Annotated in this window: 11 protein-coding genes and 2 pseudogenes; 10 read left to right on the forward strand and 3 right to left on the reverse strand. The window is 55.4% G+C overall.

Annotated features, from left to right (window positions below):
- Together BOW52_RS15715 and BOW52_RS15720 are read left to right on the forward strand one after the other, a co-directional pair.
- Positions 1 to 820: NAD-dependent epimerase/dehydratase family protein (locus BOW52_RS15715; RefSeq protein ID WP_135622542.1), on the forward strand; the 820-nt coding region annotated here is incomplete at its 5' end.
- Between the two features lie 429 nt (positions 821 to 1,249).
- The gene (locus tag BOW52_RS15720) at positions 1,250 to 1,837 is read left to right on the forward strand and encodes a TetR/AcrR family transcriptional regulator (protein WP_078485028.1); all 588 of its coding nucleotides are present in this window, start codon (positions 1,250 to 1,252) and stop codon (positions 1,835 to 1,837) included.
- 19 nt (positions 1,838 to 1,856) lie between these two features.
- Here BOW52_RS15720 and BOW52_RS15725 read toward each other — a convergent pair whose 3' ends face one another.
- Together BOW52_RS15725 and BOW52_RS15730 are read right to left on the reverse strand one after the other, a co-directional pair.
- The gene (locus BOW52_RS15725) at positions 1,857 to 2,309 is read right to left on the reverse strand and encodes a hypothetical protein (protein WP_078485029.1); all 453 of its coding nucleotides are present in this window, start codon (positions 2,307 to 2,309) and stop codon (positions 1,857 to 1,859) included.
- 155 nt (positions 2,310 to 2,464) lie between these two features.
- Complete coding sequence (locus BOW52_RS15730; RefSeq protein ID WP_078485030.1) at positions 2,465 to 2,827, reverse strand: hypothetical protein; 363 nt, start codon at positions 2,825 to 2,827, stop codon at positions 2,465 to 2,467.
- A gap of 631 nt (positions 2,828 to 3,458) precedes the next feature.
- Between BOW52_RS15730 and BOW52_RS17805 the strand changes: the two are divergent.
- From BOW52_RS17805 to BOW52_RS15750, 4 genes and pseudogenes are all read left to right on the forward strand, one after another.
- A pseudogene (locus BOW52_RS17805) lies at positions 3,459 to 4,118 on the forward strand (aminotransferase class III-fold pyridoxal phosphate-dependent enzyme); the annotation flags it as partial.
- A gap of 86 nt (positions 4,119 to 4,204) precedes the next feature.
- Positions 4,205 to 4,792 carry an aminotransferase class III-fold pyridoxal phosphate-dependent enzyme gene (locus BOW52_RS17810; RefSeq protein WP_078485032.1) on the forward strand — a complete coding sequence of 196 codons (588 nt, stop codon included), beginning with the start codon at positions 4,205 to 4,207 and terminating at the stop codon, positions 4,790 to 4,792.
- A gap of 28 nt (positions 4,793 to 4,820) precedes the next feature.
- Entirely contained in the window at positions 4,821 to 5,372 is a 552-nt protein-coding gene (locus BOW52_RS15745; protein WP_236725784.1) for a transglutaminase-like domain-containing protein, read from the forward strand.
- A 21-nt stretch (positions 5,373 to 5,393) separates the two neighbouring features.
- Positions 5,394 to 5,807 carry a GNAT family N-acetyltransferase gene (locus BOW52_RS15750; protein ID WP_078485033.1) on the forward strand — a complete coding sequence of 138 codons (414 nt, stop codon included), beginning with the start codon at positions 5,394 to 5,396 and terminating at the stop codon, positions 5,805 to 5,807.
- Between the two features lie 43 nt (positions 5,808 to 5,850).
- Here the strand turns inward: BOW52_RS15750 and BOW52_RS15755 are convergent, their stop codons facing one another.
- Positions 5,851 to 6,957, reverse strand: a complete 1,107-nt coding sequence (locus tag BOW52_RS15755; RefSeq protein WP_078485034.1) for an HD domain-containing phosphohydrolase — start codon at positions 6,955 to 6,957, stop codon at positions 5,851 to 5,853.
- A gap of 268 nt (positions 6,958 to 7,225) precedes the next feature.
- On the opposite strand from BOW52_RS15755, the gene metH reads away from it, so the two are divergent.
- The 4 genes and pseudogenes from metH to BOW52_RS18060 all read left to right on the forward strand — a co-directional run bounded on the left by metH (position 7,226) and on the right by BOW52_RS18060 (position 12,972).
- A complete protein-coding gene (gene metH, locus BOW52_RS15760) occupies positions 7,226 to 10,912 on the forward strand; it encodes a methionine synthase (protein WP_078485035.1) in 3,687 nt (1,228 codons plus the stop codon).
- Positions 10,913 to 11,026: 114 nt separating this feature from the next.
- On the forward strand, positions 11,027 to 11,764 hold the full coding sequence (locus BOW52_RS15765) for a hypothetical protein (protein ID WP_135622544.1): 738 nt from the start codon (positions 11,027 to 11,029) through the stop codon (positions 11,762 to 11,764).
- Between the two features lie 328 nt (positions 11,765 to 12,092).
- Positions 12,093 to 12,395: pseudogene (locus tag BOW52_RS18055) on the forward strand (hypothetical protein); the annotation flags it as partial.
- Positions 12,396 to 12,489: 94 nt separating this feature from the next.
- Entirely contained in the window at positions 12,490 to 12,972 is a 483-nt protein-coding gene (locus BOW52_RS18060; RefSeq protein ID WP_456242909.1) for an ORC-CDC6 family AAA ATPase, read from the forward strand.
- The last annotated feature ends 50 nt before the right edge of the window (positions 12,973 to 13,022 follow it).

Genomic DNA, 13,022 nt, shown 5'->3' on the forward strand with positions numbered 1-13,022 from the left:
GTCGTTCGCTCGCGCTCTCAACTACGAATATGCAGACGGCGTCGACTATCGCGGACTAACCGCCTTCGCTTCGCTATCCATGGCGGTCAGCGAAGGTGTGGAGCTCATTGCGGCGTGTCGCAATAGAGAGAGGCTCGAGACCGACTTTGTTGGTGAGGTGCGAGAGGGTGATATCAATGATGTTCACTATCTGAGTACGCTCTTTGATGAAATCGAAGTGGTGGTTAACGGCTTTGCGTGGACCTCAGTTTGGGGACATGCAAAGGCATCAAAAGAGCGACTCTTAAACCCTACCCTGAAGTTGATCGAAACAGCGCAGCAGAAGGGTGTCTCTCGCTGGGTCAATATCTCCTCGACATCTGTGGCTGCACCCGATCAGTCATCGAATCCGATGAGCCGGGGCATCATGCGTAACCGCTGGCCGCATCTTAATAATGTCATCAGGATTGAGGACACACTTCGAACGCGAGCGAGTGACCACTTTGGCGTGGTCAATCTGCGTCTGGGGCTCTTTGCTGGGCGGCGTTACGGACTGGGATTGTTGCCCATCCTGTTACCACGATTGAAAACACACCTGGTTCCCTGGGTGGCGGGTGGTCGAACCTCCTGTCCCATCGTGGATGGGCGTGATATTGGACAGGCAATTTTGCTGGCGGTCACGACAGGGGGTTTGGAGACCTATGAATCGTTCAATATTGTCGGAAAAACGGTGCCAAGCTATCGCGAGGTGATCTCCTTTATCAACCGTGAGTACGGCTTTCCAAAGCCACACCCGCTGACCGCCATGGATAGCGAAGCGAAGGCGGTTAGTCCGCGATAGTCGACGCCGTCTGTATATTCGTAGTTGAGAGCGTGAGCGAACGACGTAGAAACAAACTTTCGCAAAAATAGCGACTCCCCGGTTAGTGTTCCGTTTTTTATTGCCTACCACTTTGCACGACTGATGGAGTTGATCGATCCCCTCGTACCCTGGGAGCCGTTGGTAACGCGCAGCATTGTGCACTTGATTGAGGAGGTAGGCGCCAATAACGAACGAGCGGCAGAGAAACTGGGTTACGTTGCGAAACATGAATGGCAAAAGAGCGTGCTTGTGCAGATTGAAGAGATGCTACAGCGGGGCGAAGGGGCAATGCCTCTCGCAAAGCCAGTGTAGCGAGTAGAGATCAGGAGGTCTGTGTGGTCAGCAGAGACTCAAACACCTTATTCGGTTGTTATACTTAACCTGTTGTTGAATGACAGGTAGTGGAACGTGGCGAAAAAAGGCGAAGAGAACAGAAAACGGATAATCGAGGCCGCTAACGACCTCTTTTATCGCAAGGGATACAGTCGGTCCTCGTTCTCGGAGGTGGCTGATGCTTCGGGTATACCAAAAGGAAACTTCTACTACTATTTCAAGAGCAAGGAGGAGCTTCTGGACTCCGTGATCGACGATCGTTTGGAACAGATGCGGGAGATGCTCGCCTCGTGGGATAGCGGCTTCCAGTATCCGAAACTGCGTCTGCATCGATTTGCCCAGGTGCCGCTCAATGAGCTAGAGGGTATCGTCCAGTACGGCTGCCCAATGGGCTCACTAAACGTTGAGTTGGGTAAGGATGATGCTGGATCAAAAGCGCATGCGGCGGAGATGTTTACCCTGTTCGTCGACTGGCTGGAGAAGCAATTTAGAGAGATGGGTTACGCAGAGCAGAGCCGAGATCAGGCGTTACACCTGTTGAGCGTTGCTCAAGGGGCCTCGCTGCTGAGCTATGTCTATAGCGATGGTGAGATTCTGGAGAAGGAGATGAAGCGCCTTCACGACTGGATCGAGTCACTCGAAGATAAAAAACACGGATTCTGATCTGAACTGGGCACTTTGCCTAAACTGAATACATCCCCGTCCACGCCCCTCTCTTGTAATCGATCTCAAGCCTGGAGGGTCGCATCTTCTGCGCATGAGCAGAGTCGAGATCGCGAAGCACCGGATAGTTGGCTGCAAACTCTTCCGGATTACAGACGGTTGATTGAACCGGCCTGAAGGCGACACTGAAGCGCTCGTTAACAGCGAGCGTGGGATGGTCGAAAGTGTCCTGGTGAAAATGGACCAGCTTCTTCACCACGCAGGAGAAGTAGAGCTGCATCTCAACCACCAGAGGCTGATCAAGCGTCGTCATGATTCGCTCGGCCCGCCCGGTCCACTCAATATCGAGTGGACTGCCTCGTAGCACAATTCGTGCACGGTAGCGGTTTGGATTAAGCAGCTTGTCGATGCCGTAAAGAGGGTTGAGCAGGTTGCCAAAGCTGAAATAACCGCGATGTAGATAGAGGTTCATTCTGTAACTCCATAACGCTGCTTTGGGCGGCAGCAGACGAGCACACCGCCCACTACCTATTAGACCCGCAAGATCGTTCGATTATTGCAGTGACAGACAAACGGACGCAAACAGCGGTTGCGTACAACCGCTGTGCATGGAGCAAGCTAACGTCCTTAAAGCTCGATCAATGAAGCGTGTACACCAGACTCGGCTGCAATAGCTATCAGGTCGTGGGGGCAGAGCTCCTCTGGATCGTAGGCAACAAACATCAGGTGCGCCTTTTCACTGTGCAGGTGAGGCTGCAGTCCACCAGTACGATTACCAAACGAAGCGAGCAGATCTTTCTTAGGGGAGTCGCTATTTTTGCGAGAGTTTGTTTTGGGCATCCAAGCCCAAGCAAACAGCAAAAACTTCACGCGACCGTTTATGCCTGCGGCGCCCCGAGGACTAACCGCCTTCGCTTCGCTATCCATGGCGGTCAGCGGTTGCTGATCAGATAGATCTTCATCAATATGCATCAGGATTTCAGTCGTCATCACCAATCCTCCCATCCGGGTTGCTACTAGCAATAGCTTAGTAGATTGGTTGGTAATATGGGGAGGTCATGAGAGAGATAAGTTTTATTGATCGGTTGACACGCTGCGGTGAAGTTCTGCAGACTGCAGCCATGAACAACCTCAAACCCATGGCACTACGAATGCGTTTCATGCTGCGACTACGCGGCGTGAACACGGTTCTGTGTGTATTGGGGAAGGGGTAGCGTTAGCGCAAATTAGCTGACAGCTAAGCAGGAAATCCAAAGGCCGCAGATCCGAGAGATCTGCGGCCTTTTTTATGCCCAGGGATGGGCGGTATGCCGCGGGCGCAGGGATGCGCAGGAGCGGCCTGCTTGAAATACCCGGTACTTGAAAAGGGGAAGGATGTAGGCGGATCGAGCACGCCGGGAGCGTGTGATCGATCTGTAAGGCATATGAAGGGTTTAAATGCAGCTGTGAACGCAGGAGCGGCCTGCTTGGATCATCGAAGCCCTGGTTAGGGCAGGAACAGTAGGGTGGGTTGAGCAAAGCGATACCCACCAATGGCGAAGAACGCTGACATTTGTTGGGTTTCGTTAAAACTCAACCCACCCTACGCATTACCAACGTAACGACAAAAAGGAGAGAAGTGATGAATACCCGTTTCAGTTCAATCATGCCGATTACCAACCGGCCCGAGACCCGCTTTGTTGAGGGTAAGGGCGTGTGGCTGATGGACGAGATGGGCCGACGCTATCTCGACTTCATGCAGGGATGGGCAGTCAACACGCTAGGCCACTCGCCAAAGGTCGTTGTCGATGCGATCGCAGAGCAGGCGGGGCGTCTGATGAATATCGGACCTGCCTTCTACAATGAACCGATGGTGGCACTGGCTGATCAGATCACCGCCCACAGTGGTCTCGATGAGGTCTTCTTCGCCAACAGCGGTGCCGAGGCGAACGAAGGTGCGATCAAGCTGGCACGTAAGTGGGGCACAAAACAGAAAAACGGTGCCTTCGAGATCGTCACCATGCAGAACGGATTTCACGGCCGCACGCTCGCAACGATGTCGGCCAGCGGTAAGCCGCAATTCGAACTTCTTTTTGAACCGAAGGTTCCCGGTTTCATCAAGGTGCCGTTTAACGATATCGGTGCAGTAGAGGCCGTGATCGGTGAGCAGACTGTGGCAGTGATGCTGGAGCTTATTCAGGGTGAAGCGGGCGTGATACCCGCTGATCTCGACTTTGTACAGCAACTGCGTGAGTTGACCAGTACCAACAACTGCCTACTGACGCTGACCGCCATGGATAGCGAAGCGAAGGCGGTTAGTCCGCGATAGTCGACGCCGTCTGTATATTCGTAGTTGAGAGCGTGAGCGAACGACGTAGAAGGGCTTGGATGCCCAAAACAAACTTTCGCAAAAATAGCGACTCCCCGGTTATTGATGAGATCCAGACCGGCATCGCCCGGACCGGCCAGCTATTCGCTTTTAACTACTACGGCATCGAGCCCGACATCATCACTCTCGGCAAGGGGCCGGGTGGTGGTGTGCCGCTTGCCGCGTTGGTGGCAACGCATGCGGTGAGCTGCTTCGAGCCGGGAGATCAGGGGGGCACCTTCAACGGCAATCCGGTGATGTGCGCAGCCGGATGTGCGGTGTTTGAGGCGGTGACCAGTACGCAGTTTCTCGCAACCGTCGAACAGTGTAGCGCTCAGCTGGTCGATGCACTTGAGGGATTGGCGAAAAAATATGGCCTGGGAGGCGTGCGTGGTCGGGGGCTGCTGCTGGCGCTCGACAGCGGTCCGTTATCGGCGGTGGAGATAGCTGCTGCGGCATTTGAAGGTGGTCTGCTGGTCAATGCGCCACGCACCGATACGCTCCGTTTTATGCCGCCGCTGAACGTCAGCGCGCAGGAGATTGGCGAGATGGTGGCACGGTTGGAAAGGGCGGTAGAGCAGGTTATCAGGGAGAGAGAGGGTGAATAGTTCAGTTATTAAGATAGAAAAATACCTGGTGTCGTCAGAAATAATCGACTTTGACGATATTGATGTGGCAAACAGGGCTAAACAGCTCGCAGGTGGGACCACGCTGGAGGTGGCGCAGCGCTGCTTCGAATGGGTGCGGGATGAGATCGATCACAGCAACGACATCGGCGCGCAGCAACTCACCTGCAACGCCAGCGAGGTGCTCCGAAAGGGGCACGGTCTCTGCTACGCCAAGAGTCATCTTCTGGCTGCACTGCTGCGTGCCAACGCCATTCCGACTGGTTTCGGCTACCAGCGTTTGTATGACGATGCGGGCGACTATATGCTGCACGGCTACAACATGATCCATATCGGTGAGCAGGGGTGGTATCGGGTCGATGCGCGTGGCAACAAGCCGGGTGTTGATGCGCAGTTCATGCCGCCGCGGGAGCAGCTCGCCTGGCGTGGCGATGGGCCGGGTGAGTGCGACTATCGCATCAACCTCGCCGAGCCGTTACCGCAATTGGTGAGGGTGTTGCACAGTGGGCTGACGGTCGCTGAGGCGTGGTCGTTCTTTCCAAAAAGCGTGCCGATGGGATAGCAGAGACAGGGAGTGACAAGCGTGATCGAGTATAAAAATGAGGTGCCGGACATCAAGGATTACTGGCCACTCTATCTGAGCACCGGTTGGAATGAGGTGTTCAAGATGGATGCAAACAGTGTAGAGCGTGCGATCGGCAACAGCAGCTTCGCCGTCTCGGCCTATTGGCAGGGAGAGCTGATCGGGTTTGCGCGCGCGGTCTCTGATCGGGTGATGTACGCCACCATCTACGATGTGATGGTGCTACCGGAACAGCGAGGCCGGGGAATAGGCAGTGAACTGGTCGCCAATATCACCCGTCAGTGCAAGGCGGCGGGGGTCTATAGCGTGCATCTGTTCGCCGCCGACGGCACCGAGCCGTTCTACCAGCGTTCAGGTTTTCAGGCACGTCCACCCAGCATGCCGGGTATGCGTTACGAGGCTGAAGAGGGGTAGCGCCGCTAGATCATGCTCTCATCGGTGAAGGTGTTGCGAATCGTCACGACCTCGTCGAGGCGCGAGGCGAGGGCGGCGACCGACTCCGGGCAGTATTTGATGCCGCTGTTGGCCGCCAGTTCGGCCATTGCCTGCTCCACGCTCCACGCTTTTTGTAGGGGCGGTGGCTGGTGAGCGCATCAAAGACATCGGCGACGGAGATGATGCGCGCCTCGAGGGGAATCTTCTCGCCGACCAGACCGCGCGGGTAGCCGCTGCCGTCGTACGCCTCGTGGTGGCAGATGGCGATGTTCTTAAGCATCTCGATGTAGGGGAGTTCGGCGGCATCGAAGTTATTGACGATCATCTCGATCATCTCCAGCCCCTTCTCAGTGTGGTGCTTCATCTGCTCAAACTCCTCATCGGAGAGTTTGCCGGGTTTGAGCAGAATCGCATCGGGGATGGCGATCTTGCCGATGTCGTGGGTCGGTGCGAACTGGAAGATATATTCGACAAACTCATCATCGAGACCATATCTGGGTGCAATGGTCTGGGCGATCAGGCGTGAGTAGCGCGCCATCCGCTCCAGATGGCTGCCGGTCTCGGGGTCTCGGTGGTGGGTGATTGACTGGGTGGTGCGGACAGCGGCGATCAGGGTGTCGATTGAGCGTGCCACATGGTTGATCGACAAGGAGAGCAGCTGCAGCAGCGGGTCGATGAGATTGAGTACCTCGTCGCTGAAGCAGTCGCTCTGGCGCGAGTTGACGAAGATGAAGCCGAAGAAGTTGCCGTCGAGGTACATCGGCTTGGTGTAGCTGGAGCGAAAGCCGTGCTGCGCCAGCTTCTTGCTGTGGAGCTTGTCACTGTCGTGCAGTGCGATGGGCATGTTGGCAATCACCCGCGACTGCCCCGAACGCACGATCTCCAGCAGCGATTTCGTATCGCTCAGGCGCGCCTGGTAGAAGGAGATGGGGGAGTCCTCGCCTGGACAGCGGATGAAGGTCTTAACGATGTCGCTCTGGGCATCGTAGAGCGCGACGGCGATGCGATCGACAAAGGGGTGGGCTCGTTTGACCTGCTGGTAGATGAAATCGAGCTTCTCGCTCGGCGAGAGGCGCTCGCCCAGCGCACTGAGCAGATCGCTGTGCTGATAGATGACCCTCTCTTCCATCTTATTGTCGCTCGCTCCATGGAACCGCTTGTTGTTAAAGCAGAGTGTAGTTGCTGATAGTCGAATTGACTGAGCCGCATGATCTGATTTTGTGATGGTATGGCTGGCTTGAGCCGGGGGAGGTGTAAATGCAGTATGGCCGTCGCTTACGGGCGCGATAAAGCACAAAACATAGGGTTTATGGGCGTAAATGCGCTTAAAACGTACGTTATGATAGGCGGCCCGTGTTAATATCGCCGCCTCCTTATATATAGATTCGGTTAGAGCAATGTCTGAGAAGAAGCCCACCTCACTCCACTACCACCTGCAGCAGCGCATCCTGATTCTCGATGGCGCGATGGGCACCATGATCCAGCGCTATGAGCTGGGCGAGGCCGACTACCGTGGCGAACGCTTTGCTGACTGGGCCTCTGATCTGAAGGGCAACAACGACCTGCTCAGTCTCACCCAGCCGAAGATCATCCGAGAGATCCATGAGCAGTATCTGGAGGCGGGCGCCGACATCGTCGAGACCAATACCTTCAACTCCACCAGCGTTTCGATGGATGACTACGGTATGCAGGCGCTGGTCTACGAGCTAAACGTAGCCGGTGCCAGGCTGGCGCGCGAGGCGGCCGACAAGTTCACCGCGCAGAATCCCGATCGTCCAAGGTTTGTTGCAGGTGTGCTCGGCCCAACCGGTCGCACCGCCTCGATCTCGCCCGATGTGAACGATCCGGGCATGCGTAACGTCACCTTCGATGAGCTGGTCGAGACCTACACCGAGGCGACCCGAGGCCTGATCGATGGCGGCTCCGACATCATCCTGATCGAGACCGTCTTCGACACCCTCAACGCCAAGGCGGCGATCTTCGCCGTGCGTGACTACTTCGATCAGAACGACGTCGAGCTGCCGATCATGATCTCCGGCACCCTCGCCGACGCCTCCGGTCGTACCCTCTCGGGACAGACCGCCGAGGCGTTCTGGAACTCGCTCTCGCACGCCGAGCCGATCTCCTTCGGCTTCAACTGCGCGCTCGGCGCCGCCGAGCTGCGCCAGTACGTGGAGGAGGTCTCGAAGATCGTCACCTGCCACGTCAACGTGCACCCCAACGCCGGTCTGCCCAACGCCTTTGGCGGTTACGACGAGACCCCCGAGCAGATGTCTGAGCAGCTCAAGGAGTGGGCCGAGTCGGGCTTTCTCAACATTGTCGGCGGTTGCTGCGGCACCTCGCCCGACTACATCAAGGCGATCGCCGAGGCGGTCGAGGGTATCGCGCCGCGTCCGCTGCCCGAGGTAGCAAAGCAGTGTCGTCTCTCCGGTCTGGAGCCGTTCAACATCGGCGAGGATTCGCTCTTCGTGAACGTCGGTGAGCGCGCCAATGTGACCGGCAGCGCCAAGTTCAAACGGCTGATCCTGGAGGGTGAGTATGACGAGGCACTCTCGATCTGCCTGGAGCAGGTGGAGAACGGTGCGCAGATCATCGACATCAACATGGATGAGGCGATGCTTGATGGTGAGCAGGCGATGGTCACCTTCCTCAACCTGATCGCCGCCGAGCCCGATATCGCCAAGGTGCCGGTGATGCTCGACTCCTCCAAGTGGGAGATCATCGAGGCGGGCCTGAAGTGCGTACAGGGCAAGGGGGTGGTCAACTCGATCTCGCTCAAGGAGGGTGAGGAGAAGTTCATTCACCACGCCAAGCTGCTTCGTAAATATGGTGCGGCGGTGATCGTGATGGCCTTCGACGAGGAGGGGCAGGCCGATACCTTCAAGCGAAAGACCGAGATCTGTCAGCGCTCCTACGACGTGCTGGTCAACAAGGTCGGTTACCCCGCCGAGGACATCATCTTCGATCCCAACATCTTTGCGGTCGCCACCGGTATCGAAGAGCACAACAACTACGCGGTCGACTTCATCGAGGCGACCGGCTGGATTACAAAGAATCTGCCGCACGCGATGATCTCCGGTGGCGCCTCCAACGTCTCCTTCTCCTTCCGTGGTAACAACCCGGTGCGCGAGGCGATTCACTCCGTCTTCCTCTATCACGCCATCAAGCAGGGCATGACCATGGGCATCGTCAACGCCGGCATGCTCTCGGTCTACGACGACCTGCCCGCTGAGCTGCGTGATGCCGTAGAAGATGTCGTGCTCAACCGTGATGCCGATGCCACCGACCGCCTGCTGGCAATCGCTGACAACTATCGCGGTGACGGTGCACAGGCGAAGAAGGAGGATGAGTCGTGGCGCAGCTGGGAGGTCGCAAAACGTATCGAACACGCCATGGTCAAAGGCATCGACAGCTACATCGTTGATGACACCGAAGAGGCGCGCCTCAGCTTCGAGCGCCCGATCCAGGTGATCGAAGGTCCGCTGATGTCGGGCATGAACACCGTGGGTGATCTCTTCGGCGAGGGCAAGATGTTCCTGCCGCAGGTGGTCAAGAGCGCACGTGTAATGAAGAAGGCGGTCGCACACCTGATCCCCTTTATCGAGGCAGAGAAGAGCGAAGGCGCTCAGTCCAATGGCAAGGTGCTGATGGCCACCGTGAAGGGTGATGTGCACGACATCGGCAAGAACATCGTCGGCGTGGTGCTGCAGTGCAACAACTTCGAGGTGGTCGATATGGGCGTGATGGTGCCCGCTGCCGACATCCTCGCCAGGGCGAAGGAGGAGAGTGTCGACATCATCGGTCTCTCCGGCCTGATCACCCCATCGCTTGAAGAGATGGTCCATATCGCCAAGGAGATGGAGCGCCTCGGTAACACCATTCCGATCATGCTCGGTGGCGCGACTACATCGAAGGCGCACACCGCCGTGAAGATTGATCAGCACTACCAGCAGCCGACGATCTGGGTGAAGGATGCCTCGCGTGCCGTCGGCGTGGCGCAGAACCTGATCTCCGAGGAGTATCGGGAGAGTTACCTTGCAGAGGTGAGTGCCGATTACGAGCGGGTGCGCGAAGAGTACGCCGGTCGTCAGGCCAAGGTGAGCTACGTTTCGCTGGAAGCGGCGCGTGCCAACCGCACCCCAATCGACTGGGCAAACTACCAGCCACCCGCACCGACTAAAACCGGCGTGCAGGTGTTCAAGAATATCGACCTCAACACGCTTACCGATTACATCGACTGGACCTTCTTCTTCCACGCCTGGGAGCTGAAGGGTCGCTATCCAAAGATTCTGGAAGATGCCGAGAAGGGCGAAGAGGCACGTAAGCTCTTAGCCGATGCCGAGGCGATGTTGAAAAAGATCATCGATGAAGAGTGGCTTGAGGCGCGTGCCGTGGTCGGCATCTTCCCGGCCAACAGCACCGAGGATGACGATATCGTTTTAGCGGGGATACCTGGCGAAGAGATCGCACGCTTCCACATGCTACGTAAGCAGACCAAGCAGCCCACCGGAAGGTTCAACGAATCACTCGCTGACTACATCGCGCCGATGTCGAGCCGTGTCACCGATCACATCGGTGGCTTCGCTTGCACCGCCGGTATCGGCATCGACGCCAAGGTCGCCGAGTTCGAGGCCGACCACGACGACTACAGCGCGATCATGCTCAAGGCGATCGCCGACCGTCTAGCCGAGGCGTGCGCCGAGTGGCTGCACAAAGAGGTTCGGACCAAGGTCTGGGCCCACAGTGCAGATGAAGTGCTCGATAACGAAGCACTAATCAAAGAGGAGTACCAGGGCATCCGCCCGGCACTCGGCTACCCCGCCTGCCCGGAACACACCGAAAAGGGAATCCTCTGGAAGCTGCTCAATGTCGAAAAGAACATCGAGCTGCAGATCACTGAAAGCTACGCGATGGTCCCCACTGCCGCCGTCTCCGGTCTCTACTTCAGCCACCCCGAGAGCCGCTACTTCAGTGTTGGAAAACTGAACGAAGAGCAGGTGACCGACTATGCGAAGCGAAAAGGGATGGAGCAGAGCGAAGCCGAAAAATGGCTTGCGCCCAACCTGGGCTACGAGGCGAAATAAACCAGAATGACGTACACGACTGCATGGATGCAGGATGCGAAGTAAATGCCAAGAATTGGCTGGCAGACTGATTAAGTGAGGAATGATTGTGAGCGCTATTACTAAGGATGGGAGTTGTCGGTTTATGACTGGCTTATCATGCAAGCGTTCATAATCAGCTGGGAAGGACAGACCGATAATGCCAGGGAGATAGCAACCGCACTGGCGGGAGAGGTCGAGCACATTCATGTGATCTACTCCAGCCATGCGAACACTATTGAAGAGGGTGATGGTAACTGGGTCAAGGTTCCCGACAGCTGGTTTTTTGGTAAAAAGTTTTCTCATGGCCTCGACCTGTTTAACGGTGAAATCCTTCTGCTCATTCAGGCAGATGCGCAGTGTGATGACTGGCCGCAACTGGTGAGAAGATGTCGCGCTGCCTTTGCATTAAATAAGGTCGGCGTTTGGGGACCTGCGGTTGATTACAACGCACACGACTACGATTTTTCTCAGAGAATCCGCGACAGGCGCACTCTATATCAAGCGGTAAATATTGATGCAGTCGTCACTGCATATTCCAGATGTGTGGTGGACCGCTTGCGTGAATTCTCCTATGAGCATAACAACCTCGGTTGGGGCATTGACTGGGCATCGAACTGCTATTCGCGGGTGAATAACCTCTGTGTCCTAAGAGACCGTGCCATTGATGTCGTTCACCCAAGGGAGCGAGGCTACGATGCTACGGAAGCAGAGAGTCAGATGGTGCTGTTTCTAGATCAGATGACGGAGCAAGAGAAAGTCCAGTACGCCCTGCTATCAACATATAGAAGTGTGTGCATCGCACAGGAACACTCCATGCAGAGCAGTCAGTAAGTGGCTCTTATCAGAGTGGTTGAGCACCAAGCCAACTGATACGTCTGGACGCTTACGAGAAAGCGTAACGGCAGGAGCGGTGGCAACGTCACAGAATCGACCTGAAGCCGATGCCCTCGCTGACCGCCATGGATAGCGAAGCGAAGGCGGTTAGTCCGCGATAGTCGACGCCGTCTGCCTATTCGTAGTTGAGAGCGGGAGCGAACGACGAAGAACCGCTTGCTTGGGCTTGGATGCCCAAAACAAGCTTCCGCAAAAATAGCGACTCCCCGACGGCGAAATGGTAACCGTTTTTGGTTCAGGGAGTTTTTCTGCATTGCTTAATGAAATGGGAACCTATACTAGGAATCTGTTCCATGTTCTAGAGATTGATGATGCGCAGGGTGCTAAGAGGGGTTGGGTTAATTCATGGGAGTTCGGGCTTGGGAATGGGTGGCAGAGATCGACGCATCAATCTGCAGGTTTTCCATTTCACTCAGGATTTGGTGTCGATGATGTTGATGATGTGACGCGTGAGATAGCATTAATTGTCGATAATCTTGGTGATGAGTTTGTTTATGGCGAAGATATTTTTTCGACAAATGATAGCTTGTATTATTTAACGCCAATAGACGCTAAAGAATTGATGGGAAAATTACATGAAAATCATGGAATGAAGCTTGTTTTGAATGAAGACGGGTCGTTGGAAGGTGTGGGAAAAATTCACAGAAAAAAAGGGAGGGGTGATGAGGGCGTCTTCATTATATACGGCTACAAATGCAAGACATTTAACGCCAGAAGAGGTGGCAGAAACATTCATTCCTGTGCCCCAGTTTATTCAGCTTACAAAGAGATCTCACTCGATTTTATTAGGGCCGCGTGGTTGCGGAAAAACAACTCTATTGAAGATGCTTACAAGACCAGCAATAAACTCGTGGAGAAATAATGACGGTGGAGGATCAAAGCAGATTATGTCTCCTGAGTTTGAGGCAATTTATGTTCCGTCCGATGTGAGGTGGGCGCAGGAGATGTTGAGCATAGAAAAAAGTAAAAGGCTTGATAGTAATAACATGGCTGTGCTGCAGCGGGCCTATGTTGTAGCGAGCCTTATACGTGCATGGATAGATGCCATATCTTACAAGCTAAACAATAATAAAGAAAAGCAGATAAAAGTAAGTCGAGCGCTGACCGCCATGGATAGCGAAGCGAAGGCGGTTAGTCCGCGATAGTCGACGCCGTCTGCCTATTCGTAGTTGAGAGCGCGAGCGAACGACGAAGA

Source organism: Solemya pervernicosa gill symbiont (genome assembly GCF_002020875.1).
Taxonomy (GTDB): Bacteria; Pseudomonadota; Gammaproteobacteria.